Origin of the sequence: Anaerotruncus sp. AF02-27 (assembly GCF_003465835.1) — a bacterium.
GTDB lineage: Bacteria > Bacillota > Clostridia > Oscillospirales > Ruminococcaceae > Anaerotruncus > Anaerotruncus rubiinfantis.
In genome coordinates this window covers 360729-386147 of record NZ_QSBX01000001.1, presented here as the reverse complement: position 1 = coordinate 386147, position 25419 = coordinate 360729, and the positions used below count along the sequence as shown (strand labels likewise).

The 25419-nt window shown below is 46.7% G+C and carries 31 protein-coding genes; 23 read left to right on the top strand and 8 right to left on the bottom strand.

Translation table 11 applies throughout. From position 1 onward, the window contains the following. Positions 1-139: 139 nt before the first annotated feature. Genes DWV16_RS02035 through DWV16_RS02005 form a run of 7 tightly spaced genes read right to left on the bottom strand, consistent with a single transcriptional unit; the run spans position 140 to position 4434 of the window. Entirely contained in the window at positions 140-451 is a 312-nt protein-coding gene (locus DWV16_RS02035) for a DUF5720 family protein (protein WP_008723307.1), read from the bottom strand. 23 nt (positions 452-474) lie between these two features. Further along, positions 475-1242, bottom strand: a complete 768-nt coding sequence (locus DWV16_RS02030; RefSeq protein ID WP_007862442.1) for a BRO family protein — start codon at positions 1240-1242, stop codon at positions 475-477. A 36-nt stretch (positions 1243-1278) separates the two neighbouring features. Continuing rightward, complete coding sequence (locus tag DWV16_RS02025) at positions 1279-2157, bottom strand: DUF6017 domain-containing protein (RefSeq protein WP_006059572.1); 879 nt, start codon at positions 2155-2157, stop codon at positions 1279-1281. A 44-nt stretch (positions 2158-2201) separates the two neighbouring features. Then, on the bottom strand, positions 2202-2414 hold the full coding sequence (locus tag DWV16_RS19490) for a hypothetical protein (protein ID WP_020225675.1): 213 nt from the start codon (positions 2412-2414) through the stop codon (positions 2202-2204). A 28-nt stretch (positions 2415-2442) separates the two neighbouring features. Further along, entirely contained in the window at positions 2443-2715 is a 273-nt protein-coding gene (locus tag DWV16_RS02015; RefSeq protein ID WP_007862445.1) for a DUF5720 family protein, read from the bottom strand. 11 nt (positions 2716-2726) lie between these two features. After that, complete coding sequence (locus DWV16_RS02010; RefSeq protein ID WP_006059569.1) at positions 2727-3656, bottom strand: ParB/RepB/Spo0J family partition protein; 930 nt, start codon at positions 3654-3656, stop codon at positions 2727-2729. After that, entirely contained in the window at positions 3613-4434 is an 822-nt protein-coding gene (locus DWV16_RS02005) for a ParA family protein (protein WP_002569249.1), read from the bottom strand. The genes DWV16_RS02010 and DWV16_RS02005 overlap by 44 nt, the downstream gene beginning before the upstream one ends. Positions 4435-5403: 969 nt before the next feature. Here DWV16_RS02005 and DWV16_RS01995 point away from each other — a divergent pair. From DWV16_RS01995 to DWV16_RS01885, 23 genes are all read left to right on the top strand, one after another. After that, a complete protein-coding gene (locus tag DWV16_RS01995; protein WP_223385014.1) occupies positions 5404-5607 on the top strand; it encodes a hypothetical protein in 204 nt (67 codons plus the stop codon). Beyond that, on the top strand, positions 5604-6533 hold the full coding sequence (locus tag DWV16_RS01990; protein WP_002304312.1) for a DUF6017 domain-containing protein: 930 nt from the start codon (positions 5604-5606) through the stop codon (positions 6531-6533). The genes DWV16_RS01995 and DWV16_RS01990 overlap by 4 nt, the downstream gene beginning before the upstream one ends. Positions 6534-6539: 6 nt before the next feature. Beyond that, the gene (locus DWV16_RS01985; RefSeq protein WP_002304313.1) at positions 6540-7367 is read left to right on the top strand and encodes a ParA family protein; all 828 of its coding nucleotides are present in this window, start codon (positions 6540-6542) and stop codon (positions 7365-7367) included. Next, complete coding sequence (locus tag DWV16_RS01980; RefSeq protein ID WP_002304314.1) at positions 7324-8250, top strand: ParB/RepB/Spo0J family partition protein; 927 nt, start codon at positions 7324-7326, stop codon at positions 8248-8250. The genes DWV16_RS01985 and DWV16_RS01980 overlap by 44 nt, the downstream gene beginning before the upstream one ends. A gap of 8 nt (positions 8251-8258) precedes the next feature. Continuing rightward, positions 8259-8786: a hypothetical protein gene (locus tag DWV16_RS01975; protein ID WP_002304315.1), complete on the top strand. Its 528-nt coding sequence runs from the start codon at positions 8259-8261 to the stop codon at positions 8784-8786. A gap of 54 nt (positions 8787-8840) precedes the next feature. Then, positions 8841-9482 carry a DUF3846 domain-containing protein gene (locus DWV16_RS01970; RefSeq protein WP_002588969.1) on the top strand — a complete coding sequence of 214 codons (642 nt, stop codon included), beginning with the start codon at positions 8841-8843 and terminating at the stop codon, positions 9480-9482. A 10-nt stretch (positions 9483-9492) separates the two neighbouring features. Further along, positions 9493-9804, top strand: coding sequence for a DUF5720 family protein (locus DWV16_RS01965; RefSeq protein WP_002304317.1), 312 nt, complete (start codon positions 9493-9495; stop codon positions 9802-9804). Positions 9805-9840: 36 nt separating this feature from the next. Next, on the top strand, positions 9841-10323 hold the full coding sequence (locus DWV16_RS01960) for a PcfB family protein (RefSeq protein WP_002304320.1): 483 nt from the start codon (positions 9841-9843) through the stop codon (positions 10321-10323). Further along, positions 10323-12074 (top strand): VirD4-like conjugal transfer protein, CD1115 family, encoded by a 1752-nt coding sequence (locus DWV16_RS01955; protein WP_002588968.1) that lies wholly within the window; start codon positions 10323-10325, stop codon positions 12072-12074. The genes DWV16_RS01960 and DWV16_RS01955 overlap by 1 nt, the downstream gene beginning before the upstream one ends. 12 nt (positions 12075-12086) lie before the next feature. Further along, positions 12087-12407, top strand: coding sequence for a hypothetical protein (locus DWV16_RS01950; RefSeq protein WP_002304332.1), 321 nt, complete (start codon positions 12087-12089; stop codon positions 12405-12407). Positions 12408-12412: 5 nt separating this feature from the next. Then, the gene (locus DWV16_RS01945; RefSeq protein ID WP_002304334.1) at positions 12413-12805 is read left to right on the top strand and encodes a helix-turn-helix domain-containing protein; all 393 of its coding nucleotides are present in this window, start codon (positions 12413-12415) and stop codon (positions 12803-12805) included. A gap of 83 nt (positions 12806-12888) precedes the next feature. Beyond that, the gene (locus DWV16_RS01940) at positions 12889-13104 is read left to right on the top strand and encodes a Maff2 family mobile element protein (RefSeq protein ID WP_002576404.1); all 216 of its coding nucleotides are present in this window, start codon (positions 12889-12891) and stop codon (positions 13102-13104) included. 25 nt (positions 13105-13129) lie between these two features. After that, entirely contained in the window at positions 13130-13996 is an 867-nt protein-coding gene (locus DWV16_RS01935) for a VirB6/TrbL-like conjugal transfer protein, CD1112 family (protein ID WP_002304374.1), read from the top strand. A gap of 17 nt (positions 13997-14013) precedes the next feature. Next, on the top strand, positions 14014-14448 hold the full coding sequence (locus DWV16_RS01930; RefSeq protein WP_002304375.1) for a PrgI family protein: 435 nt from the start codon (positions 14014-14016) through the stop codon (positions 14446-14448). Further along, on the top strand, positions 14408-16795 hold the full coding sequence (locus DWV16_RS01925) for a VirB4-like conjugal transfer ATPase, CD1110 family (protein ID WP_002588967.1): 2388 nt from the start codon (positions 14408-14410) through the stop codon (positions 16793-16795). Before DWV16_RS01930 ends, DWV16_RS01925 begins: the two co-directional genes overlap by 41 nt. 3 nt (positions 16796-16798) lie before the next feature. Then, entirely contained in the window at positions 16799-18535 is a 1737-nt protein-coding gene (locus DWV16_RS01920) for a C40 family peptidase (protein ID WP_002304377.1), read from the top strand. Positions 18536-18549: 14 nt separating this feature from the next. After that, the gene (locus DWV16_RS01915) at positions 18550-18807 is read left to right on the top strand and encodes a DUF4315 family protein (protein WP_002304378.1); all 258 of its coding nucleotides are present in this window, start codon (positions 18550-18552) and stop codon (positions 18805-18807) included. Next, positions 18797-19480, top strand: coding sequence for a DUF4366 domain-containing protein (locus tag DWV16_RS01910; RefSeq protein WP_002578950.1), 684 nt, complete (start codon positions 18797-18799; stop codon positions 19478-19480). The genes DWV16_RS01915 and DWV16_RS01910 overlap by 11 nt, the downstream gene beginning before the upstream one ends. 151 nt (positions 19481-19631) lie before the next feature. Then, positions 19632-20864, top strand: coding sequence for an ATP-binding protein (locus tag DWV16_RS01905; RefSeq protein WP_002304383.1), 1233 nt, complete (start codon positions 19632-19634; stop codon positions 20862-20864). A 177-nt stretch (positions 20865-21041) separates the two neighbouring features. After that, on the top strand, positions 21042-23117 hold the full coding sequence (locus DWV16_RS01900) for a DNA topoisomerase 3 (protein ID WP_002578949.1): 2076 nt from the start codon (positions 21042-21044) through the stop codon (positions 23115-23117). Next, a complete protein-coding gene (locus tag DWV16_RS01895; RefSeq protein ID WP_002304387.1) occupies positions 23114-23959 on the top strand; it encodes an LPD16 domain-containing protein in 846 nt (281 codons plus the stop codon). The genes DWV16_RS01900 and DWV16_RS01895 overlap by 4 nt, the downstream gene beginning before the upstream one ends. Positions 23960-23972: 13 nt before the next feature. Next, positions 23973-24569 (top strand): YodL domain-containing protein, encoded by a 597-nt coding sequence (locus DWV16_RS01890; RefSeq protein ID WP_002304389.1) that lies wholly within the window; start codon positions 23973-23975, stop codon positions 24567-24569. Then, positions 24566-24772: a transposon-transfer assisting family protein gene (locus tag DWV16_RS01885; RefSeq protein WP_002578948.1), complete on the top strand. Its 207-nt coding sequence runs from the start codon at positions 24566-24568 to the stop codon at positions 24770-24772. Before DWV16_RS01890 ends, DWV16_RS01885 begins: the two co-directional genes overlap by 4 nt. A 48-nt stretch (positions 24773-24820) precedes the next feature. On the opposite strand, the gene DWV16_RS19485 is transcribed toward DWV16_RS01885, so the two are convergent. Next, complete coding sequence (locus tag DWV16_RS19485) at positions 24821-25414, bottom strand: hypothetical protein (protein ID WP_021386789.1); 594 nt, start codon at positions 25412-25414, stop codon at positions 24821-24823. Positions 25415-25419: the final 5 nt, after the last annotated feature.

Genomic DNA, 25419 nt, shown 5'->3' with positions numbered 1-25419 from the left:
TTTTCGCTGCTCCCAAAACCTGAAATTTCTACTTGACTTTTGTTAGCAGGTCTTTCCACAAAATGTGCAGGGGTGGTGCATTTATTTCTAAGGCGGGACCACCAGCCGCCGGAGAAGGTATTTCTTCATCGAACCGCCCTCAACGAATTTGCTCAGAACGGTCATAGAGCAAATCTCCATTTCTGACCTTTGCATGACTGAGAATCTTGATCTGTCCCTTTGCCTGACTGTCCAGAGCTTTTTCATAGCCCTTATCTGACAAAAACAGGCGGGTTCGTTCACCTTTCCAGCCCACCGGGGAGTCATGCGTCAGCACATCAAAAATAATCATGTGCCGGGTGTTCTCAGCAAATCGCTGGAGATCCATGTAGTCATGGCCGTGATAGTTCTGCGCTCCAGCTTTCTGGCGCATTTCTTCCATCAGCTGACCGATTGTTTTGCCTTCTGGCATAAAACTCACTTCCTTTCCCACTCTCATACAACCATCAAAATCATGTCTCTCAGCTGAGCAAAGTAGAGTTTGCCTTGCGGGGTTATCAGCGTATAGGAGCCGATATGCCCGTGATTGCAGTAGTCTTTGACACAAAACAGTCCTTCATTGGCTGGCTTTGCATAGGGCAGTACATTACCGGATGCGGTGCGGTACACAAAACGCTTTTCCAGAAGGAAACGGACAAACCGACGCTCCGGGACAAGCAACTCTTTGGCGGTGGTGCGGAGGTTGGTACTGTGATTGAGGTCGATGAACAAATCATAAAAGGCTGCCTTACTCTCCAGCAGGGCATTTTCCTCTCGTAGCGACGCATTTTCTTCCCGCTCAGCAAGCAGCTCGGAGCAGAGCTTTATCAGAGCTTCCGGAGAAGTGGCTATCTCCCACAACTTCTCTTTTGTGAGATAGGCTCCGTGCTTGCGAATGACAGGTAGAACTTCATCAAACACCCATTGTTCAAACCGTTCCGCTGACGGCAGTTTACTATGGGCGATCAGACGATATAGATCACCTTCGGGGATAAAGAGCATTTCGACCATTTGTACCGCGGGGCTTCCATCTGCCTTTTTCCCAGTCTGGACCCCTATGGAACATTTCGTTCCACCCCTGGTATGGTCGCGGACGGCTTTGCGTGGATTGGTATATCCCAGCGCTGTTGCCACATCTGTACCGCAAAATAATACTTTGCCATTCTGTTCCAAAGTGCGAATGCTTCCGAACTCTGGACTATTGAAAATTTCAATCTGATTCATGCTGTGCCTCCTTTGGTGTAATACAAAAGCGGCTGATTACCAGCCGCCTGCGTGCATATCGTGATTTACCAGTGAAGTGTAGTGGTTATTCATGGTGGTAGGAGCGTTGAACAGCACTGCAAGCAGGTACTGCTTGATGTTGTGTACCTGGGTGGTGTTCTTTTGCAGACAGTCCATGACAAACTCGATGTGAGAGCTGTCCAGCTTCAAAAAGCGGGAGCGTACAATTTCATGAGGAAAGTCCGCACCAGAGATCCGGGTGGTCTTTCGTTTGGCACAGACCGTTTCTACCAACAGCTCTACGATCTCATTCAGGTCATCCAGGTAGAGAGGATAACGCTGCTTCAGACAATCATACTCGATATTCTCCAAAATCAATTCCCGATAATTTTCTATCTCTGTGACAGACATCGCATCCCTTCCTTTCCGTTCCGGCGGTATTACCGCCGCTGTTTCCCGGAAGGGAATGGAATCGGTATTTGATCCATGAGTATTTTGTTTTTGGGTATTTGATTTCTTAGTATTTAATTGTGTTGGATTTTCCGGTAACGGATTTACCGCTGACGGGTTTACCGTTATCGGGTTTTCCGACAACGGCTTATCCAACATCGGTTCTCCCTCGATGGGACGCTCAAAAATGGTATACTCATTGGCTGCGAATTTACCAGAAGCATCAGTTGTCTGTCTGCGCCGAATGTATCCGGCTGTTTCAAGCTCATTGACAGCAGAGCGGATTGCATCTTTGCTTTCTCGATTGATATAGCTGAGTCCTGACAGCGTATAATCCCAGTCATCAGGCAGAGATAACATCTGCGACAAGAGACCCTTTGCCTTCAAAGAAAGTCGTTTGTCTTTTAGATGAAAATTGCTCATAACCGTGTAATCGCCAGTGCGTTCTACACGAAAAACAGCCATTTACTTCACTCCTTTCATTTCTCAGGTATGAAAAAAGCCGCAATTCATAAAAGAATTGTGGCAGCGGTTAGGGTCTGTCTGTATCTTTTTTTCTTGCGTCGGTAGGGGCGTTTTGGCATTGGTGGTTTATCAAACAGATCCCTTTCCTGAGAAAATGGTAAGGTTTGAAAAACACGATCAATCTCGGTGGATTCCATATCACGCTGTGAGCGGCAATCTTCTTGAATAGCTTCTCGGATTTCTCTTACAGTACACATATTCATTCCTTTCCTTTCGTTGTATCGGTTATGAACGACGGTGTTTTTTAGGCTTGAAGTCGAGGATATGCCCCTCAATAACATGGGCATATCTCTTAATTTTGATTTCTCGACGCTGCTGGCTTTGCAGAGCTGACTGATACCCGTCCTCTGTGAGAAAAAGCCTCATTTCGTCACCAGGTTCTCCATAAGCAGTAGGGCGCAAGACAGTAAACTCAATCATCCAGAAAGTGCTGTCCCAAAATCGCTCCACTGCAAGAATGTTGTGGCCTTTCAGTTCCCTTGCTGCAATATCTTTCATAGGCTCTCCCTTCATCGTTCCTGATCTCGTTGGCGTTTTTTCTGCCATTGTTCCAGCAGTTTAATAATGGTTTCCTGCATTTTGGCCGGTGTATAGCTTTTGGGGAAATACTTTCGCAAGGTATCGCTGCTCAAGGTCACTTTATCCAGATCACCCTTTTTTTCCTCTGACATGATGGCAAGCATCACATCTTCTGACAATTTCCCTTCCTGGCTGAACTTTTTCATTCGCTGAGCCTGAGAGAGAGAAGGGGTAGCCTGCTCATAGTCCATTGTTTCCACCAGCATTTGCTGTTCGTCCGGTTTCAAAAAAGAGAGTTCATAGGCTGGGTTAAATGCGATTTTCTTTTCATCCACCATATCCAAAAGCTCTGGAATCAGTTCAGTCAAACGAACATATCGCATTACCTGGATACCGCTTCGTTCACCGGCTTCTTTTGCCACCTGGTCTCTGGCGCTCAACTTCTGTTCAACTTGAACAGAAGTCAGGTCTGTTCTTGCTCCTTGATGTTTAATGGCTTCCAGCTTCATTTTGTAGGCAAAAGCCCTTTCACTGGGGAGCAGATTTTCTCGCTGCAAATTGCTGTCAACCATAATAATTGTGGCAGCATCGTCATCCAAGTCGCGCACAATGACAGGCATGGTTTCTTTTCCGGCCAATTCGCTGGCTCTGCGGCGTCTGTGACCGGCTACCAGCTCATAACCGCCATCAGGCAGTGGTCTGGCAATCGCAGGAACCAACACACCATACTTTTTGATGCTGTCTGCGGTTTCTATCATTGCATCATCATCCTTGACCTTGAAGGGGTGATCCTTGAACGGATGCAGTTCAGATAGGGGAATTTCCTGAATTTTTTCCAGTTGCTCGTCTTGCCGACTTTCTTCTGTAGAAAACAGGTCATCTACTGAGGCCAGCTCTATTTTTTTCGCGCTGCTTTTCAAGTTTCAATACCTCCTTCGTCAGATTTTTGTAGCCCTCAGCCACTTTGCCATTAGGATCATGGGCATAAATGCTTTTTCCTTCAGCACTGATTTCTTTAGCCCTGACAGAATGAGGAATTTCTGATGTAAACACCTTGATCTTACTGCCATAGGTTTCGCGCAGAAGAGCGGAGATTTCTTTGGCAAAATTGGTTCGGCTGTCTACCATCGTCAGCAGAATCCCATCAATTTGCAGCTTGGGATTGATTTGTCTGCGAACCTTATTGATAGTTTGCAAAAGCTGCTCCAAACCTTTAGCTGGAAGATACTCTGCCTGGACGGGGATTATAACCCTATTAGCGGCAGCCAGTGCATTGACCGTAAGCATACCCAGGGAGGGCTGGCAATCAATAAGGATATGGGAGTATTGCCCCTTCAGCGTGTCCAGATATTGTCGCAGAATGGTTTCTCGGCTCATAGCGTTTACCAGAGATACCTCCATACCAGATAGCTGGATGTCCGCAGGCATCAGGTCTACGCCCTCAGGGTGGTGCAGGATACCCTCGCCGGGACGAATTGGTTCATCCATCAAAATACGGCCCATAGCGTCTGACAGTGTAAAGGGCAGCTTATCAGGCTGAGGATTGCCCAAGCTGATGGTCAGGCTTCCCTGTGGGTCTCCGTCAATCAGAAGGACTTTCTTCCCGGACTGCGCCAGACCAATTCCAAGATTGGCACAAGTGGTTGTTTTGCCGACACCACCTTTTTGGTTGGCTATGGCAATAATCTGTGTATTCATGATTTCACCTCATTTCTTTCTAAGTTTAGATATGAAAAAAAGTGCCTGCTTTACCTTTCCTGAGAAAGATAAAACAGGCACTTTCACTGGCTCAATACCTCTTGTAATGAACCTCTATGTATGGTAAACTATGTCCACGATACCATGAATATAATTAAGTCTCGACGGGAATTGAACTTTTGGCTAACGCCAAATTTCGCGCCTTTGCAAACAGAGTGCAAACAATAGGGGGCTAAAATCCTTTGTTTTTGCTTGATTTTGCTTGTACAAGGTTTATAGAGAACATGGAGAAAAGCCTTGATATAACTGCATTTTCTTTATCCCTGTTGATAGGGAATATATGCACTGGGTCCATCTCCTAAGCGTGGGGTCGGAGGTTCAAATCCTCTTATGGACGCCAGTGAACAACGCCGAAAGCCTTTGTTTTCAAGGGTTTTCGGCTTTTCTTATATAAAAAGCTACGAAAAAGCTCTTTCACTGTATGAGATAAAATTCTACTCCAAAATTTGATTTTTGACAACCCCTCCAGAATCGAACGGTTGTTATAAGACAAAATCGCCAGCTAATTTTTAGCAGAAAACGGGCTGTTCTTGCTAATGAAAATGCCCTTCCTGCTAATCAGCCCCAAAATCGTGCCAAAAATCCAGCTAATCAAAAAAGGCGGATGTTTTGAATACCATGCAGTTATAGCAGATAAAATTAAATATCGTTATGTACATAGAGCGTCTATTTGCCCCGCATTGGGGATGGATAGGCGCTCTTTTTTTATGCCCAAACCCATGGGCAAATACAAGAGATTGGAGGTGTTTTATTTGAGCAAGCCTGTTTATACCGCAGACAAGCCGAGCGACTGTCATTACTGCTACTTCTGGACGAATGGCAGAAAGGGCTGCCGTCTGGGTAGAAATAATTGCTACTACTTAATCTCTTTGCCGCCGAAACCCAAGTCGGAATGTGATGGCTGTCCCTATGGGCGAGATCACCCGTGCATTGGTTGGTGTACGAAGAAGGTTATGCGTGAAGTGGGGCTTCGTTGATATGGATGTGTATGAACAGGAATACCGCTTCTACTATTTTGCCCGATGTCCTTACGAAAAGACGGATACGACTTTCCGCAGCATTCCGCTGACAACAGAAAGTTTTCCGCAGAAAGAAGGTGGTGAAGCCGTGTGAGTTTTGATTATTTTTACGGTCAGCAATCCGATCTATTCACATTCTATCGAGTTCCGAAGGTGTTGTTCACGAACGAGAGGTTCTGGAATATTTCTGCCGATGCCAAGATGCTGTATGGCATTTTGCTTGACCGCATGAGCCTGTCTGCCAAGAATGGTTGGATAGATAAAAACGGTAGAGTGTATATCATTTTTACAATCGACGAAGCGAAGATGGCTCTGAACTGTGCTGAACAAAAGGCTATCAAGCTGCTCAGTGAACTTGAGAAGAAAGCAGGATTGATTGAACGTAAGCGCCAGGGTTTGGGAAAGCCCAACCTGATCTATGTGAAGAACTTTATCTCTGCTGTGGATTCACAACTCTTGAATTGTGAAAATCACAATTCTGGAACAATGGAAATCACAACTCAAGAACTTCCGAAATCACAATGTAATAATACTGATATTAAAAATACTGAATTTAGTGATACTGATTCTATCTTTCCTTCCGGAAATGGTGGAATGATGGACGAGAATGACCGGTATCAAGAATACTTTGATTATTTCTCGGATCAGCTCAGTATGGATTTGTTGAAGAAGGATTACCCTTACGATTCCGAAATGCTGGATAACATTCTGGAGTTGATCGTTGAAACAGTTTGCACGAAGCGACCGTTGATTCGCATTGGTGCAGAGGAGCGTCCGGCAGAAATTGTCCGCAGTCGGTTTATGAAACTGAATGCCGAACACATTCGATATGTTATGGACTGCTTCAAGGAGAACACCACAAAGATTAGAAATATCCGTCAGTATATGCTGACTACGATATACAATGCGCCGACGACAATAGACACCTACTACGATGCTCTTGTTCGGCACGATATGTCACACGGATATTTGGAAGGAGGATTTAAGAAATTGAAAATGAAGCGAGAGGAAGGAGAGTGACGATAAATGTCGAAAAAAGCAACCATCATTGCGGTGGTCAATCAGAAAGGAGGCACTGGAAAGACCACCACCACCGAGAATCTGGGCGTTGGCTTGGCTCTTGAAGGAAAAAAGGTGCTTCTGGTAGACACCGATCCCCAGGCTTCCCTGACGGTCAGTTTGGGCAATCCCTGCCCGGATGATCTGTCTCCGACACTTTCCGATCTGATGGGAAAGATTATGATGGAAAACCCTATTACTCCCGATGAAGGGATTCTTCATCATCCGGAGGGCGTTGATTTGGTGCCGTCCAACATCGAACTCTCAGGTATGGAGGTAGCACTGGTCAATGCCATGAGCCGGGAAACCATTCTCCGGCAATACCTGGATACAGTCAAACAGAATTATGATTACATTCTTCTTGACTGTATGCCGTCTTTGGGTATGCTGACCGTCAATGCGTTGGCAGCTGCCGACAATGTGCTGATACCGGTTCAGGCAGCATACCTTCCTGCAAAGGGTCTGGAACAGCTGCTTGGAACCATCAACAAGGTCAAGAGGCAAATCAACCCGAAACTGAGGATTGAAGGGATTCTTCTGACGATGGTGGACAGCCGCACCAACTACTCCAAAGACATCAGCAATCTGATTCGGGAGAGCTACGGCGGAAAGCTGAAGGTTTACAAGACCGACATTCCCCGCTCTGTCCGTGCAGAGGAAATCAGCGCAGAGGGAACCAGTATCTTCAAGCATGATCCCAAAGGCAAAGTTGCCGAAGCCTATAAAATTCTGACGAAGGAGGTGTTAAACAATGCAGAAAAAAGGCGCAAACATCAGCTTGAAGGGGTACGATGATATTTTCTCCACCGATCAATCCAGAGCTGAAGCCCAGCAGGAGCGTGTGCAGGAAATTCCGCTTTCTGAGCTACACCCCTTTGAGGGACACCCCTTCCGTGTGGTTGATGATGAAGAAATGATGAAAACGGCAGAGAGCGTCCGAGATTTCGGAGTTCTCACTCCTGCGATTGTCCGTCCTGACCCCGACGGTGGTTATGAAATCGTTTCTGGTCACAGGCGGCACCGGGCATCGGAGCTTGCGGGTAAGGAAACCATGCCTGCGATTGTTCGTGACCTGGACGATGATGCAGCCATTATTTTGATGGTTGATGCGAATTTGCAGAGGGAGAGTATCCTGCCGAGTGAAAGAGCATTTGCTTATAAGATGAAGCTGGATGCGATTAAACATCAAGGTCAACGCACCGATTTAACTTCATCCCAAGTTGGGATGAAGTTGCAGGCAATGGATATAGTCGGTCAGGAGGCAGGAGAAAGCAGAAATCAGGTACACCGTTATATCCGTCTGACCGAACTGATTCCGGAACTGCTGGATATGGTAGATACGGGTCAGATCAAATTCAATCCTGCGGTGGAGCTTTCCTATCTGGCAAGTGAAGAACAGAAGGATTTTCTTTCTGCAATGGATTATGCTCAAGCAGCTCCTTCCCTTTCGCAAGCACAGCGAATTAAAAAGCTCGCACAGGAGGGCGAGTGTACGCTGGATGCGATGTGCGAGATTATGAATGAAATCAAGAAGGGAGAGCTGGACAGAGTAACCTTCAAAACGGATTCGTTGCGAAAATACTTCCCGAAGTCCTATACCAACAAGCAGATGGAGGATAAAATCATTCAGCTTTTGGAGCAATGGCAGAAAAAAAGAGAAAAATCAATGGAAAGGTAAGGTAAAAAATGTTTACACCCAAAAACATTCAGGGCGCTTTGGAAGAACTCTACGACCTTTGCGATCCTGATTATATGGTAGATATGCTCGTAAACTACAGTGAGGAGTTCGATGATATTTCTCCTGCGCTTCTGGCAAAGTCGTTTCAGAAAAATGCCGAGATGATTAGCGAGTATCGAGTATTGTCCTCTGCTGGTGAGGGTATCGACTATCAGGGAAAGGTACTTCTGAACAGCAGAGCCGTGCGGCTTCTGTCCTATGTAGAAGATATGAGCGGCGATGAAAAAGTTCGCACGATTCAGAGCAAGGAGCTGTGGTTAGCAGAAGATATGACATTCTATGTGGTGTCCTGTATGTCTACGATCACGATGGACAAGGAAGAAGCCATTTGTCTTAACGAACACCGCAGCGTGGTTACTACGGTGGAATGCGAGGACGATATTTTCTTCGACATGGGTTCCCTGATTTGCGAACTGGACGATATTTGCTTGTTCGAGCTTTTAGCCGATGTGGATGCGACTATTTATGAACTGTAACAGGTTCATGGATGGTCGCTTTTCTTATTTCCAAAGAAACGGAGGTATCGAAACTTGAAAGAATACGATGTGAAGATCACCGAAACCTTGGAGAAAACGGTTACGGTGCAAGCAGAATCTCACGATGCGGCAGAGGAACAGGTTAGAGCCGCTTATTACAATTCGGAGTACATTCTGGACTCCGAAAACTTTACCGGTGTTGCGTTCGGCACGACCGAGGAACGGGAGGTTCAGAAAGAACAGGCAGATACCATGAATGTGTTGCTGGTAAAGCCGTTCATGTATCCGCAGGCTGTGCAGATCGGCTGTGAGCTGGAGGATTTGCAGAAAGCCGTAGGTGGCGATATTGAGGCAACTTATCCGTTCAATGAGCCGGTTGCACTGGTGATGCACGACGAAGGTAAACTCGTAGGCAAAGAACTGAACCGTGCGCTGCGTGATGATGACGGCGATATTTATGACATTATCGCCGGTGATTTTCTGGTTGTGGGATTGGGCGAGGATGATTTTTGTTCTCTGTCCCCGGAACTGATGAAGCAGTTTGAGGAACACTTTCATCAGCCTGAGACTTTTGTACGCATGGGGCGCAGCATTATGGCGCTTCCCCTGCCGGATGACATGGTGAAGAAAGAAGATGCACCTGTCAAAGCTGATTCGGTTCCCCACAAAAGTAACCCTGACCGAGATGTTCTGTAAGGAGGTTCTTATGCAAAGAAATTCGACGATTGGAGAGCTGATGGAGCGAAAGCGGATTCAGGATGGTGCCAAGGAGTACCAGGGACATACCTATATGGACTTGGCACGATTTGATGACGCCACCAAGCACATGATTATTTTCGATGTGCTGACCGATGAATCGCCTGTCGGTTGGAAAGGCGAAAGAAATCGCCTGTATTTGAGCGATGTGGGTTATCAGAAGGCTCTGGATAACCAGAAAGCTGGCAATATCAAGATTATCAGCCATGCCGCAGTTGCCAAGGGCAATCTGTATTACGACCACAGAGATATGGCACGATAATCTGTTCACTCTACTGCTTGCAGGAGGTGATGAATCATGCAGGAAGAAGTTGAAAACAGAACAGTAAACCTGGCGATCAGCACAACCAAGCTGACGGGGCGCACTATCATTGCCGGTATCCGCAAGTATTTGCAGCACCGGGAAAAAGTGAAGATGAAAAAGGCACGAGACCCTGCCGTTCATGGAAAGCAATCCGTGAAACAGCTTTTGGGACAGAATCAGGGTGCTACGAATGTTGAGATCGACAAAGAGAGTATCCGTGATTTTGAAAAGCTCGCCAAGAAGTATGGCGTGGACTTTGCCGTAAGAAAAGATAAGTCCGTTGATCCTCCCCGGTTTCTTGTTTTTGTCCGTTCTAAAGATGCAGATGCTTTGGATGCAATCTGCAAGGAACATCAGGCAAGGGCATTAACCAAGAATGAAAAGCCGAGCGTTCTGGCGCAGCTGAAGAAGTTCAAGGAAATTGTCGCAGCGATTCCGAAGAAGGTTCGAGAGAAGAAACAGGAGCGTGATCTGTGATGGATAAGAGAAAAATGAAAAAGCTCCTGATTCTGAATTTACCGTATTTTCTGGTAGGGTTGTTCGCTACGAATTTAGGAGAAGCATGGAGATTGGCTGAGGGGGCAGATTCATCTGCGAAAATCCTCAGCTTTTTTCATGCCCTTCCGATAGCCCTGAACAATCCGTTTCCCAGCTTTCACCCGTTGGATTTGCTGATTGGTATTCTCTGCGGCGCAGGACTTCGGCTGGCTGTCTATCTAAAAGGCAAAAACGCAAAGAAGTACCGACACAATGTTGAGTACGGTTCTGCTCGTTGGGGAACGGCAAAAGATATTGAGCCGTTTATTGCACCAAAGTTCGAGGACAATGTGATCCTGACGAAAACGGAGCGGCTGATGATGAGCAATCGCCCGAAGAATCCTGCCAATGCCCGAAATAAGAATGTTCTGATTATCGGCGGTTCGGGTTCCGGTAAAACTCGCTTTTGGTTGAAGCCAAACCTTCTCCAGATGCACAGTTCCTATGTGGTCACTGACCCGAAAGGCAGCATCGTGATTGAGTGCGGCAACGCCCTTTTGAAGCATGGCTACACCATCAAGATTTTCAACACCATCAACTTTCAGAAGTCGATGCACTATAACCCATTTGCCTATATCCATTCAGAAAAAGACATTCTGAAACTGGTGACAACGCTGATTGCCAACACAAAGGGTGATGGAAAAGCCGGTGATGAGTTCTGGACGAAGGCGGAAACGCTGCTCTACTGTGCCTTGATCGGATATATCCACTATGAAGCTCCGGTTGAGGAACAGAATTTCTCCACCCTGATTGAGTTCCTGAACGCAATGGAGGTGCGGGAAGATGATGAGGAGTTCCAGAACCCGGTGGATCTGATGTTTGAAGCCCTGGAAAAGAAAAAGCCGAATCACTTTGCAGTCCGTCAGTATAAAAAATACAAGCTGGCTGCCGGCAAGACCGCTAAGTCGATTTTGATTTCCTGCGGCGCTCGTCTGGCTCCTTTTGATATTCAGGAGGTCAGAGATGTGACTGCCTATGACGAGTTGCAGTTGGATACTCTCGGAGATAAGAAAACGGCGCTCTTTCTGATTATGTCAGATACGGATGCGACGTTTAATTTTTTGATCTCCATGATTTACACACAGCTGTTCAACTTGTTGTGCGAGAAAGCAGATGATGTGTACGGCGGCAGACTGCCGGTTCATGTGCGCTGCTTGATTGATGAGATGGCAAACATCGGTCAGATTCCCAATCTGGAAAAACTGGTAGCGACAATCCGAAGCCGTGAAATATCGGCTTGCCTTGTTCTCCAGGCACAATCACAGCTGAAAGCCATTTATAAAGACAATGCCGATACCATCATCGGCAACATGGATTCCCGAATTTTCCTGGGTGGTTCTGAGCCAACCACGCTCAAAGAACTGAATCAGGCATTGGGAAAAGAAACTATCGACACCTACAACACCTCCAACACCAGAGGTAACAGCCCGTCTTACGGCTTGAATTATCAGAAGTTAGGCAAAGACCTTGCGAGCGTAGATGAGCTTGCGGTTCTGGATGGCAGCAAGTGTATTTTGCAGTTGCGTGGTGTCAGACCGTTTCTTTCTGACAAGTACGATCTGACGCAGCACCCCAATTATAAGTACACATCAGACTTTGATAAGAGAAATGAGTTCAACATTGAGCAGTTTCTGAGTCGAAGGTTGAAGCTCAAGGCAGGTGATGAGTTTGTGGTAGTCGATGCGGATTAAGGAGGTTTCTGTTTGGAAAATCTGAAAACGGTATCTGCCCTGGTTAAGAACATCTTGGAACACGACCACAAGGCAAGAAATACCGACAATCATTTGTACCTGATGGTACTGGAACACTATTCCGGTCTGCGTGGCATCGACATTCATGCCATGACGGTTCCTGTGTTTTTGAAGGAACTGGATAGACGCAGCTTTCCGGGGTTTGAAACTGTCCGCAGAAGCAGACAGAAAGTGCAGGCAACCTACCCTGACCTTGCTCCCAGTGAAGCCGTAGGCAAGCGCAGAGCAAAAAATGAGGTTGTATATCGAGAATTTGCAGAAAGCGAGGTGTAAAAAAAATGACTTGGTGGATCACGGATACCTCTATTGGGCAGCGATTGAAGTTCGTTAGACGATTTCGCCGCCTTACCCAGAAAGAGCTTGGACTCCTGATGGGGTATTCCGAGAAAACAGCGGATGTCCGTATTGCTCAGTATGAGAAAAACGCTCGAACCCCTAATGCAGAAACCACAGCGAAACTCGCAGAGGTTCTGAAGGTTTCACCTGTCGTTTTTTCACCGACAATCTGTGCTTCTCGTGAAGATTTGTTGCAGTCAATGTATTGGCTGTTTCTTATGAAAGGTGGTGGTGATATATATGATTGTGAAACTGAATATGCAAGAAGCAGAATGGAACAGAAACTTGGCGTGATAACCGTCGAGGAGTTCCTTGAAAAGATTCTCGTAAACTAAGCCTTCCGTCCGGTTTTGATGCCGGTAGTACGGAGGGCTTTTTCTATTCTCAAAACAATTTCAAATTTTAGGAGGAAAATATTATGGCATTTTTCAATAGCGCAGTAACCGTTCTTCAGACTCTCGTTATCGCTCTGGGCGCAGGTCTTGGCATCTGGGGTGCAATCAATCTGCTTGAGGGCTACGGCAACGATAACCCCGGCGCAAAGTCCCAGGGCATGAAGCAGCTCATGGCTGGCGGCGGTGTTGCCCTCATCGGCACCACCCTTGTACCTCTGCTCTCCGGACTGTTCGGTTAATCACAAAACAAGGAGGTAATCGCCTTTGGACAGCATACTCCAACAGATCACAGACTGGCTGAAAGAAATGCTCGTTTCAGCTATTATGGGAAATCTGTCGGGGATGTTTGAGTCCGTCAACAACCAGGTTGGCGAGATAGCAACCTCCGTTGGCATGACCCCGGCGAATTTTTCGCCGGGTGTCTTTGCCATGGTACGAAACATCTCCGAGTCAGTGATTATCCCAATCGCAGGCTTGATTCTGACCTTCATTGCCTGTTATGAGCTAATTCAGATGATTATTGACCACAACAATCTGGCAAATTTTGAAACCTGGATCTTCTTCAAATGGGTGTTCAAGACTTTTGTTGCGGTCATGTTAATCACAAACACATTCAATATCACGATGGCTGTGTTTGATGTGACACAGCACGTTATAAACGCAAGCGCCGGTATCATATCCGGAAATACTGCCATAGATGCTTCGGCATTGGAAACAATGGAAGAAACGCTGATGGCAATGGATTTGGGTCCTTTGCTCGGCTTGTTCCTGCAATCCTTTATCGTGCAGGTCACGATGTCCGCTTTGGCAATCATCATCTTTGTGATCGTCTACGGTCGAATGATTGAAATTTATCTGATGGTCAGCCTTGCCCCGATTCCGCTTTCCACTTTTGGAAACAGAGAACAGAGCAATATCGGACAGAATTATCTGCGTTCGCTGTTTGCAATCGGATTCCAGGGATTCCTGATTATGATCTGCGTGGGCATTTATGCGGTGCTGATTCAGTCTATCGCATTCAGTGATGACATCATCGGTTCTATCTGGGGTGTTATGGGCTACACCGTCCTTTTGTGCTTCACCCTGTTTAAGACTGGTTCGCTTGCGAAGGGTGTATTCAGCGCTCACTAAGGGAAGGAGGAAATTGTTTGGCAGCGTATATTCCCGTACCTCGTGACCTGACGAGGGTAAAAACAAAAGTGTTCTTCAATCTGACGAAACGGCAGTTACTTTGCTTTGGTGCGGCGGCGCTCATCGGAGTGCCGATTTTCTTTCTGGTCAAAGCAACCGGAAATGTGAGCCTTGCAGCACTGTCCATGATGATCGTCATGTTACCGTTGTTCTTTCTGGCAATGTATGAAAAGGATAGTCAGCCGTTGGAAGTGGTTGTAGAACACTTCATTCAGACCAAATTCGTTCGTCCCAAGGTTCGCCCTTATCAGACGGACAACTATTATGACGCTTTGATGCGTCAGTACAAACTGGAAAAGGAGGTTGAACGAATTGTTTTTCAAAAAGAAGCCACAGGCAAGAAACATCAAAATGCCTGCAAATCTGAATCGGAAGCAGCAGCGAGAAATTAAAGCTGTTGTGGAACGGGCAAAGAAGGACAACGGTATTCCGCAGACTGCACAGCAGTCCATTCCCTTTCAGAGAATGTTCCCGGATGGCATCTGCCGTGTCACTGACAGTTATTACACCAAGACCATTCAGTTTCAGGACATCAACTATCAGCTGGCACAGCAGGAAGATAAGACTGCCATCTTCGATGAGTGGTGCAGTTTCCTGAATTTCTTTGACAGCTCCATTCACTTTGAGCTTTCCTTTATGAACCTGAGTACCGATGCTGAAAGCTTTGAAAAGAGTATCCGTATCCCGTTCAAGAAGGACAGCTTCAATCCCGTCCGTGCCGAGTATAGCCAGATGCTGAAAAAGCAGTTGGCGCAGGGCAACAACGGCTTGACCAAAACCAAGTACCTGACATTCGGCATTGAAGCCGAATCCATGCGGCAGGCAAAGCCGAGACTCAACCATATCGAAAACGATCTGCTCAATAACTTTCGGCGTTTGGGTGTCATTGCCACTACCATGAACGGCAAAGAGCGGCTGCATCTGATGCACTCTATGTTCCACATGGGTGATAATGATAAGTTCTTCTTCGATTGGAAGTATCTTGTGGAATCCGGGCTGTCCGTAAAGGACTTCATTGCTCCGACGGCGTTTGCCTTTAAGACCAACCGCACCTTCCAGATGGGCAGTATCTTCGGTTCGATGTCTTATCTGGCAATTACGGCATCAGACCTGTCTGATCGTATGCTGGCGGATTTTCTGGATATGGAATCCACGCAGATCGTGACCATGCACATCCAGTCGGTTGACCAGACTGCGGCGATTAAGACCATCAAGAGAATCATCACCGAGCTTGACCGTTCCAAAATCGAGGAACAGAAAAAGGCTGTGCGTTCTGGCTATGACATGGACATTATCCCATCTGACCTTGCTACCTATGGTAAAGATGCGAAGTCACTTCTGAAAGAATTGCAGAGCCAGAATGAGCGAATGTTCATGGTGACATTTCTGGTGCTGAACACCGGGCGCACCGAGCAGGAACTGGAGAACAATGTGTTCCAGGCACAGAGCATCGCCCAGAAGCATAACTGCAATCTGCGTCGTTTGGATTTTCAGCAGGAATCCGGACTGATGAGCAGCCTGCCTTTGGCACAAAACCTGATTGAGATTCGTCGTGGCCTGACTACCAGTTCCACGGCTATTTTTGTGCCTTTCACCACGCAGGAGCTGTTCCAGAATGGTGGAGAAACGCTCTATTACGGGCTGAATGCTCTGTCGAACAACCTTATCATGGTGGACAGAAAGAAGCTCAAGAACCCCAACGGACTGATTCTGGGTACTCCCGGTTCCGGTAAATCCTTTTCCGCAAAGCGTGAAATCACCAATGCGTTCCTGGTTACGGATGACGATATTATCATCTGCGACCCCGAAGCGGAATATGCGGCTCTGGTTCACAAGTTCAATGGTCAGGTGGTAAAAATCAGCTCCTCCAGTACCAACTATATCAACCCTATGGACATCAACCTGAACTACTCTGAGGATGACAACCCGGTAGCACTGAAAGCTGATTTTATCCTGTCCCTCTGTGAGTTGATTATGGGCAGTAAGGATGGCTTGCAGCCTATCGAAAAGACGGTTATCGACCGTTGTGTGCATCAGATTTACCAGAGATATTTCGACAATCCTGCCCCTGAGAATATGCCGATCCTTGAGGATTTGTATGATGCCCTTCTGAAACAGGACGAAAAGGAAGCCCACCATGTAGCGACCGCCTTGGAAATCTATGTTAAGGGTTCTCTGAAACTGTTTAACAACAGAACCAATGTGGATATTCAGAATCGTCTGGTGTGCTTCGACATTAAGGAGCTGGGCAATCAGCTGAAAAAAATCGGTATGCTGATCGTTCAGGATCAGGTCTGGGGGCGTGTAACTGCCAACCGTTCTGCCGGTAAATCGACCAGATATTATATTGACGAGTTCCATCTGCTTCTGAAGGAAGAACAGACGGCAACCTATTCCGTAGAAATCTGGAAGCGATTCCGTAAATGGGGCGGCTTGCCGACCGGTATTACTCAGAATGTCAAAGACCTGCTTCGTTCCCCGGAGATTGCCAACATCCTCGAAAACTCTGATTTCATCTATATGCTGAATCAGGCAAGCGATGACCGAAGTATTCTGGCACAGCGGTTGAACATTTCGCCGCATCAGCTGTCCTATGTAACCAACTCCGGTGAGGGCGAAGGACTTCTGTTCTATGGCAATGTGATTCTGCCGTTCATTGACCGATTCCCGACAGATCTGGAACTGTATCGCATTATGACCACGAAGTTAAACGAGGTGGCACAGGAAAAGGAGGCGTAATGTATGGCGAAAAGACCTACACGACTCCGTTTTACCGAAGATGACCTTGCAGATTCTCATGTGAAGAAAGCTGCCGACCGTGCAGATAAGGCGGTTGATAGGGCTGAAAAAGCGGCAGACAAATTGGCTTCTAAAAAGGCAAAGCCGAAGCTAAAGCTGGAAACAGATGCAGCCGGTTCCCGTAAAGCAAAGCTCCGTTTTGAAAAAGCGGAGTTTACGGAAATCGAGCGCCCATCTGTGGCAAAGCACATGGCAAGCCGTGGTGCCGCAGTCACGCTCACATCCAAAGCACATCGGGCGGTGTCAGAATATGAGGATGATAATATCGGCGTTCAGGCTGTGCAGGAAACGACCAAGGCTGTTGAATCCACTGTCTATACCGTCGATCATGCCGTTTACAGTCACAAGCTGAAAGCCTACGACAAGGCGGAAAAGCTGGTTGAGAAGTCAGATAAAGCAAATGTAAATGCCCTGTATGAGAAGTTCAAAAAGGACAACCCCGATGCCGGTTCCAATCCCTTTTCCCGTTGGCAACAGAAAAGGGCAATCAAGAAAGAATATGCTGCCGCCAAAGCCGGTAAGAATACCGCTTCGACAACGGCTTCTGCATCTAAGGGTGCAGGCAAGGCAACGGGCAAAGCAGCTCAGGGAGCCAAGAACATCACAGAAAGAGTAACGGAGTTCTGCACCACACACTCTAAAACGATTCTGTTTGTTTTGATTGCCGGACTGCTTTTTATGATACTCTCAGGGATGTTCTCGTCTTGTTCGGCTATGTTCCAAGGCGGCACACAGATCATTCTGGGAACTTCTTTTACTGCAAAAGAGGAAGATATTATTGGTGCGGACAATGATTACAAGGCTTTGGAAGCTGCGCTCCGCAATAAAATCAATAATATCGAGCGTACTCATAGCGGATATGACGAGTACCGGTATGACCTTGATGAAATCAACCACAATCCTTATGAGCTGGCGGCGTATTTGACGGTGAAGTTTGAGGATTACACCAGAGATGAGGTGCAGGCTACCCTGCAATGGCTATTTGAGCAACAATATGAGCTGACCCTGACGGAAGTAGTAGAGATTCGTACACGAACAACATCTTCTACTGATCCCGAAACGGGAGAGACAACAACAGAGGAAGAAGATTACGAATATTATATTCTGAATGTGAAGCTCAGAAATAAGGGCTTGAACAGTGTGATTTCAAATTCCGGCTTGTCGGAAGATGATATGGAGCGATATAGAATTTTGCTTCAGACAAGGGGCAACAGACCGGATATTTTCGGAAATGACATTTACGCCACCCCTGGCGGCGAGTACACCGATTATGATATTCCGGGCGAAGCGCTGACAGACACAAGATTTGCCAATATGATTCGGGAAGCTGAAAAATATCTGGGATACCCGTATGTGTGGGGCGGCAGCAGCCCGTCTACCTCCTTTGACTGCTCCGGATTTGTTTCCTATGTAATCAATCACTGCGGAAACGGTTGGAGTGTTGGTCGTTTGACCGCAAACGGTTTGATGGGCGTATGCGACATTATCCCGAAAAGCTCTGCCAAACCGGGAGATTTGATTTTCTTCCAAGGCACTTATGATACCTCCGGTGCATCACACGTTGGTATCTATGTTGGCAATGGTATGATGATCCACTGCGGAAACCCCATTTCCTACGCTTCTATCGAATCGAATTACTGGCAACAGCATTTTTACTGCTTCGGCAGAATCAGAAACTAAAGGAGGGATGGCGATTGAGTGCCAAGTTAGACAGAATAGGTGCAGACCTTGAAAAAGCCCGTAAGAAACGGGCAGAATGGGATGCTAAGGTGAAAGACCTGGAACGCAGATACCGTGAGGAGGAAAATTCCGAAATCCATGAGATGGTTCATGCTGCGAACCTGAATCCCGAACAGCTTTCCGAGCTGCTCCGTATGTTTGCTGCGGATATGGCTCCGAAGCCTGATACGATCAATACTATGAATGAGGAGGAAACGCAGAATGAGATTTAAGAAAATTGGAGCCGCATTGCTGGCGTGTGCAATGTGTTTTGGCGTGTTTTCTACAACGGCATTTGCCTATGTAGATGAAAGCGTAGCGACTGAAGAACCTGCGGTCGAAGAAAAAGTTCCCGAAACAGAGCCGGAGGAGCCGATGCTACCGCTTACTCCCGACGGCAATCTGACTTTGGTTGATGACGCTGGCTCGCCTACGAAAAGCGGAAAGCAGTTCATTACCGCTGTAACCAAAAACGGAAACTACTTCTATATCATCATTGACCGTGATGATAAGGGCGAGGAAACCGTGCATTTTCTGAATCAGGTGGATGAAGCCGACCTGCTCAAGCTGATGGACGAGGAAGAAGTTGCAGAGTTCACCAAGCCGGTTGAGGAAACAAAGCCGGAAGTAGTTGAAACAGTTCCTGAAATTACAGAACCGACACCGGAGGAAAAGCCGAAATCCACAAATATGCTCCCGGCGATTCTTACTCTGATTGTGCTTGCCTGTGGTGGTGGATTCTTCGTATTTAAGAAAGTCCAGGAAAAGAAGAAGGCACAGGAAGCGGCAAAGCCTGACCCAGATGCTGATTATGTGGACGATGACGAGGACTATGGGTACGATCCGGAGTTTGAGGACGACGATGAAGATAGCTCCGTCGATGAAGATGATAATGAACCTGTGTAAACAGGATAGGCTTGATGCCTGGGGCAGCCTTCGGGTTGCCTTTACATAGTTTCCGCTTTCAAAAAATAAAAAAATTTGCGTTTTTGAAAGTGACATCTTGCATATACTATTAGCAGACAGTATAATAAGTACAGCGAAGCGGTTTCGAGAAATGAAAAAACTTCAATTTTTGAAAGCGGGTGACTATATGAAAACAATCACGAGAGCAAAATATCTCGATAGAATCATTGAACTGAATGGTACTCCTGACATCAAGATCATCACGGGCATTCGTCGATCTGGTAAGTCCAAATTGATGCAGGCGTATATTGCGTATCTGAAAAGCAATTTTGAAAACATCAATATTATCTTCATCGACTTCATGGATTTGGCGTATGAAGAAATCAAGGAATACCATGCCTTACACGCCTATGTGGAAGAACATTATCAGGAAGGAAAAACGAACTACCTGTTTGTAGACGAGGTTCAGATGTGTCCCAAGTTTGAGTTGGCAATCAATAGCCTGTACTCTAAGGGAAAATACGACATCTATGTAACAGGCTCTAATGCTTTCCTGTTGAGTGCAGATCTGGCAACTCTGTTTACCGGACGCTATATTGAAATTCATGTGTTTCCTTTCAGCTTCCAGGAATATTGCCAGTATTATGATGATATTAGTGACAAAGATAAGCTCTTTGATGAGTACGCTATCAAGGGCGGTTTAGCAGGTTCCTATGCTTATAGAACCGAAAAAGACAGAACAAACTATATCAAAGAGGTCTACGAAACGATTGTTACAAGGGATTTGGTACAGAAATATACTCTCCCGGACACTTTGGTTTTACAACGTCTGAGCGAGTTCCTTATGGATAATATCAGCAACCTGACTTCTCCGAATAAGGTCAGTCAGCTACTGACAGCAAATGAGACTCCAACCAATCATGTAACCGTCGGCAAGTACATTAAGTATTTGTGCAATGCTTTTGTATTTTATGATATTAAGAGATATGACATCCGAGGTAAGAAATACCTTGAAAGCTCTGAAAAGTTCTATTTGTGTGACAGCGGTATTCGATATGCAATACTGGGAAGCAGAAATATAGACTATGGCAGAGTATATGAAAACGTTGTTTGTATCGAGCTTCTTCGCCGTGGATATGATGTCTATGTCGGCAAGCTCTATCAAAAGGAAATCGACTTTGTTGCTCAGAGAGGTAGCGAAAAGATTTATATTCAGGTCAGCGACAACATTTCCGGGCAGGAAACATTTGAGAGAGAATGCTCTCCTCTGCTTCAGATTCGAGACGCTTATCCGAAAATGATTATTGCCAGAACCAAACATCCCCAATATAGCTATGAAGGAATCGAAATTCACGATATAGCCGATTGGTTGCTACAAGAATAAGCAAGGTGAAATATCTCCGTCATTCTCTTTTGAAATGATGGAGATATTTTTATTATGACGGAGATTGTAGAACAGAAAATTGTATCAGGTTGCAAAAATCCTTTCCGAACTTTTTACATAGCAGTCATGCACTACGGTGTGTGGCTGCTTATTTTTTTGTGAAAGGAGCAGATGCAAATGAAATTAGTTTTGGCTGAAAAGCCTTCGGTTGCACAGAGTATTGCCAAAGTGTTAGGTGCTGCCAAGCGTGAGGATGGCTACTTAGAGGGAAACGGATATGTGGTCAGCTGGTGTGTAGGGCATTTGGTGGAGCTGGCACAGCCGGAAGTCTATGATGCGAAGTACAGCAAATGGGCTTATGCAGACCTTCCTATCTTCCCGATGGACTGGCAGTATGAGGTTTCTGCCGGTACGAAAAAACAGTTTGGGATTCTGAAAAAGCTCATGGCCAGAGAAGATGTTGCGAGTCTTGTGTGTGCAACAGATGCCGGTCGTGAGGGCGAGCTGATCTTTCGGTTGGTGTACCACAAAGCCGGGTGCAGAAAGCCGTTTGAGCGGCTTTGGATTTCCTCGATGGAAGATGTAGCAATCAAGGAGGGCTTTGAAAATCTCAGGTCTGGAACGGAATATGATGCTTTGTATGAAGCAGCACTGTGTCGAGAACGAGCCGACTGGATTGTTGGTATTAACGCTACTCGACTTTTTTCGACCCTTTACGGGCAGACCCTGAATGTTGGTCGTGTTATGACCCCTACCCTTGCTATGGCTGTTATGCGAGAAGCTGCCATTTCCGCATTCAAGCCTGAACTGTTCTACACAGTTCAGATTGGATTGGATGGTTTTACGGCTGCAAGCGAACGCTTCAAAACCAAGGCAGCAGCCGAAGCTGTCAAACAAAGCTGTTCGGTGGCAATCGTTCAGAAAGCTGAATGTAAGGAGAAAACAGAAAAGCCGCCTGCGCTCTATGACCTGACCAGTTTACAGAGAGAAGCCAACCGTGTGCTTGGCTACACGGCACAGCAGACCTTGGACTACACGCAGAACCTCTATGAAAAGAAACTGGTCACTTATCCCCGTACCGACAGCAGGTTTCTGACGGAAGATATGGCACATAGCCTGACCGACCTCGTAAAGCTGGCTTTCCACACATTCCCCGTGGAGGATGTGGATAACATACCAGTTCATGCAGAGCAGGTTGTGAATAACAAAAAGGTCACAGATCACCATGCCATCATTCCGACCAGAGAATTGCAGAAATGCAATCTGAGCGAACTTCCCAAGGGTGAACTTGCAATTTTGCAACTGATCTCGAATCGGTTGTGCGTAGCTGTTGGCGATCCGCACCGATACGCAGAGACAGTTATTGAGCTGGACTGTGGCGGTACCGTGTTTTCCACCAAAGGCAAAACTGTTGTGCAGGATGGATGGAAAGCTCTGGTTCAGAAAAATGATTCGACAAAATCCGACGAAAACGTGCAGACACTCCCTTCTGTTTCCGTTGGTGACGAAATGACCGTCAGCGGCACGGAAATCAAGGAAGGGAAAACATCTCCCCCTAAACACTTTACCGAGGATACTCTGCTTTCTGCTATGGAAACTGCCGGTGCGGACGAAATGCCTGATGAGGTGGAGCGCAAAGGTTTGGGAACGCCTGCGACCCGTGCCGGTATCATTGAGAAGCTGGTTCGCATCGGTTTTCTGGAGCGTAAGGGTGATAAGAAAACCAAACACCTGATTCCGACCCACAAGGGTACGGCTCTGGTAACAGTCATGCCGGAACAGATTCAGTCCCCATCCATGACGGCGGATTGGGAAGAAAAATTGTTGCTCATTGAGAAAGGCGAATATGCCAGCGAGGACTTTATGGACGAGATCAAAGATGTGATTGCCGGTCTGATTCAGAACTATGAAGTAATCCGTGATTCCGAGGTTATGATGTCGAAAGAAGCCAATTCTATCGGCAAATGCCCGCTCTGCGGCAGTGCTGTAGAGGACAAAGCCAAGGCATTTTTCTGTTCCAACAGAGCTTGCAAATTTGCCCTCTGGAAAAACAATCGCTACTTTGCGAGCATCGGCAAGAGCATGACTTCTGCCACGGCGCAGAAATTGCTTGGTTCCGGCAAGGTAAAGCTCAAGAATTGCAAGTCCGAAAGAACGGGCAACACCTTTGATGCCACCGTCTTTATGGAGGTATCAGATGATGGCAAAACGAAGTTCAGTATGGAATTTGAAAATGGAGGAAAGCGCAAATGACAAATGAGTACAACCCGGATGGTAAGGAAATCCGATTTATCGACAGCCATTATAAGGATTTGTTTCATATCCCCGATGGCAGCTGTGTGCAGATTCACTACCCGGATGAAATGGTTGTGAAGCCCTGCACCTTCATTGACGAGTATCATACGCAGATCGGATACAATGTGTTTCATATCTGCCAGTTTGCAGAAATTATGGAGCGCAACGGCGCAAGCTATATGCCGGAGCCTGAGATTATGGGCGATGAAGCCGCATGGAAGGTCGGAAAGGATAGAATCCTTGCGGTGCAGACCTGCGAAGATGGTTACGACTACACCCTGTTGGATGAAAACTACAACGAGATTGATGGCGGTCAGGTTGATAACCCTGAACTGTCCATGCTCGAAGTCCGCCGGGATATTCTGGAATCCTTCGGGCTGGAGCGCCGGGAACTGCGGGCAATGTTCTATGAGGATGTCATGGAGCAGGCTTTTGAAGTCGGCAGACAGGCGGTGGTGGTCAATGACCCTATCGCTGAGCTTGCTTTTAAGCTCGACCGTTTTGCAGAGAACTTCGACCCCTATGAATATATGGATCAGGTCGATGATGTGCAGGCGCATATCCAAGAAATCAAGGCAGATCTTGCCGCTGGTAATACGGCTCCGTATCGTGAGTTCCTGAATACAGCCATTGAAGAAGCCCGTGAGGAAACTGCGGTTGAGGTTGCCAAAGTGCTGAAAAGTCAGCTGGATAAGCTCGACTCTCCGAAGCGTGAGTCGGTCATGGAAAAACTGGCACAGGCCGCAGAAAAAGCTGCGCCTGCCAGTCCCTCTCCCAAACGCAAAGAGCCTGAACGATAAGGAGGACACGGATATGAAAAACGAAAAATGGGATGATGTTCACGGAAATACCACCCCGGATGACAGAATGGTTGCTTTTCTGGAAAGCCCCACGGATTCCTATGCGATTCTTCAGCTGCGGGAAGATGTAGACGATAATATCCCGCTCATGTTTGCAAATTACAGCTACCTTCAGAAGAAAGAAATGGAGCCTGAGATTGACCGTTACGAGGTGGTCTATCATGGCTCCATTTCTATGTCCGAGGATGTGAATCGGCAGCTGGAAGATTTGTATGTAAAGTTCAATATTGACCACCCGGATGATTTCCGTGGTCACAGTATGTCGGTCAGCGACATCGTAGCCTTAAAGGTAGTCGGTGAGGTATCCTTTCACTATGTAGATTCTGTTGGGTTTCAGAAGCTGGAAAACTTTATGAAGTCCGAAAACTACCTGAAAAACGCAGAGATGGCAATGGAAGATGATTATGGGATGATTGACGGTATCATCAATAACGGAAAAGCGTCCGGATTAGAGGAACGTCCTTCGGTGTTGGAGCAGTTAAAGGAAAAGCCCGTGCCGGATGTTTCCCATAAGCCGCCCAAGAGCCACCCGGAAAGGGAGATTGAATGATGGATTTCACACAGGATGAGCGGAACATGATGATGCTTTACAGCCCTGGCACAAGGTCAGGGCTGTGTGAAGCACTGACACTGATGAAGGAACAGCTTTCGGAGGACGAGTCAGAGCTTTTTGCTTTGGCAGACTCGGTTCTCCGTAAAGTTTCAGCCATGGACGATGCCGCCTTTGAGAAGCTGAACCTTTATCCGGATTGATAGGATTGGAGGGATACAATGAACGCAAAAGAGCGATTTTATTCCGGATTAGCAAAAGAAACGATTGGGAAAATCACCTCGAACACAGATAACTGGACTTCGTTTTTGAGAACGATGTCCCGCAACTATGAGTTCACCTATCCGGAACAGGTGATGATTTATGCTCAGCGCCCCAATGCGACCTTTTGCAAGCCCTATGAGGACTGGAACGCTGAAAATTACCGCAGATATGTAAAGCGTGGCTCTACCGGCATTGCTCTGTTTGTGATGAACAGGGATAAACCGTATCTGCGCTATGTGTTTGATGTGGCGGATACCGGCGTTCGCCGTTCTTCCCCGGAACTGAAACCGTGGGAGGTGACGCCTGAAAACCGCTCCTATGTCATGGAAGCGATGGAGCGTACCTTCGGTGTTGCCGCTGACGGGGTACTGGAAGCACAGCTTGAAGATATTGCATCCGCACTGGCGGCTGAGTATTGGGACGATTACAAAAAGCAGTTCCTCGACATCGTTGCCAACAGCTTCCTTGAGGAGTATGATGAACTCAACATCGAAGTAGCTTTCAAAAATGCGGTGGCAAACAGCGTATCCTATACGATGTATTGCCGGTTCGTGGAAAGTCCCGACAACTACTTCGAGCATGAGGA

Bases quoted from the DNA above. Each gene is read 5' to 3' on its own strand.
- DWV16_RS01905 (WP_002304383.1), top strand. From the start codon at position 19,632: ATGAAAAAACTTCAATTTTTGAAAGCGGGTGACTATATGAAAACAATC.
- DWV16_RS01900 (WP_002578949.1), top strand. From the start codon at position 21,042: ATGAAATTAGTTTTGGCTGAAAAGCCTTCGGTTGCACAGAGTATTGCC.
- DWV16_RS01965 (WP_002304317.1), top strand. From the start codon at position 9,493: ATGCAAAGAAATTCGACGATTGGAGAGCTGATGGAGCGAAAGCGGATT.
- DWV16_RS01940 (WP_002576404.1), top strand. From the start codon at position 12,889: ATGGCATTTTTCAATAGCGCAGTAACCGTTCTTCAGACTCTCGTTATC.
- DWV16_RS01945 (WP_002304334.1), top strand. From the start codon at position 12,413: ATGACTTGGTGGATCACGGATACCTCTATTGGGCAGCGATTGAAGTTC.
- DWV16_RS01910 (WP_002578950.1), top strand. From the start codon at position 18,797: ATGAGATTTAAGAAAATTGGAGCCGCATTGCTGGCGTGTGCAATGTGT.
- DWV16_RS01975 (WP_002304315.1), top strand. From the start codon at position 8,259: ATGTTTACACCCAAAAACATTCAGGGCGCTTTGGAAGAACTCTACGAC.
- DWV16_RS01895 (WP_002304387.1), top strand. From the start codon at position 23,114: ATGACAAATGAGTACAACCCGGATGGTAAGGAAATCCGATTTATCGAC.
- DWV16_RS02025 (WP_006059572.1), bottom strand. From the start codon at position 2,157: ATGGCTGTTTTTCGTGTAGAACGCACTGGCGATTACACGGTTATGAGC.
- DWV16_RS01955 (WP_002588968.1), top strand. From the start codon at position 10,323: ATGGATAAGAGAAAAATGAAAAAGCTCCTGATTCTGAATTTACCGTAT.
- DWV16_RS01885 (WP_002578948.1), top strand. From the start codon at position 24,566: ATGATGGATTTCACACAGGATGAGCGGAACATGATGATGCTTTACAGC.
- DWV16_RS01925 (WP_002588967.1), top strand. From the start codon at position 14,408: ATGCCTGCAAATCTGAATCGGAAGCAGCAGCGAGAAATTAAAGCTGTT.
- DWV16_RS19490 (WP_020225675.1), bottom strand. From the start codon at position 2,414: ATGTGTACTGTAAGAGAAATCCGAGAAGCTATTCAAGAAGATTGCCGC.
- DWV16_RS02015 (WP_007862445.1), bottom strand. From the start codon at position 2,715: ATGAAAGATATTGCAGCAAGGGAACTGAAAGGCCACAACATTCTTGCA.
- DWV16_RS02035 (WP_008723307.1), bottom strand. From the start codon at position 451: ATGCCAGAAGGCAAAACAATCGGTCAGCTGATGGAAGAAATGCGCCAG.
- DWV16_RS01980 (WP_002304314.1), top strand. From the start codon at position 7,324: ATGCAGAAAAAAGGCGCAAACATCAGCTTGAAGGGGTACGATGATATT.
- DWV16_RS02030 (WP_007862442.1), bottom strand. From the start codon at position 1,242: ATGAATCAGATTGAAATTTTCAATAGTCCAGAGTTCGGAAGCATTCGC.
- DWV16_RS01985 (WP_002304313.1), top strand. From the start codon at position 6,540: ATGTCGAAAAAAGCAACCATCATTGCGGTGGTCAATCAGAAAGGAGGC.
- DWV16_RS19485 (WP_021386789.1), bottom strand. From the start codon at position 25,414: ATGCTCGAAGTAGTTGTCGGGACTTTCCACGAACCGGCAATACATCGT.
- DWV16_RS01995 (WP_223385014.1), top strand. From the start codon at position 5,404: ATGGGCGAGATCACCCGTGCATTGGTTGGTGTACGAAGAAGGTTATGC.
- DWV16_RS01960 (WP_002304320.1), top strand. From the start codon at position 9,841: ATGCAGGAAGAAGTTGAAAACAGAACAGTAAACCTGGCGATCAGCACA.
- DWV16_RS01890 (WP_002304389.1), top strand. From the start codon at position 23,973: ATGAAAAACGAAAAATGGGATGATGTTCACGGAAATACCACCCCGGAT.
- DWV16_RS01920 (WP_002304377.1), top strand. From the start codon at position 16,799: ATGGCGAAAAGACCTACACGACTCCGTTTTACCGAAGATGACCTTGCA.
- DWV16_RS02005 (WP_002569249.1), bottom strand. From the start codon at position 4,434: ATGAATACACAGATTATTGCCATAGCCAACCAAAAAGGTGGTGTCGGC.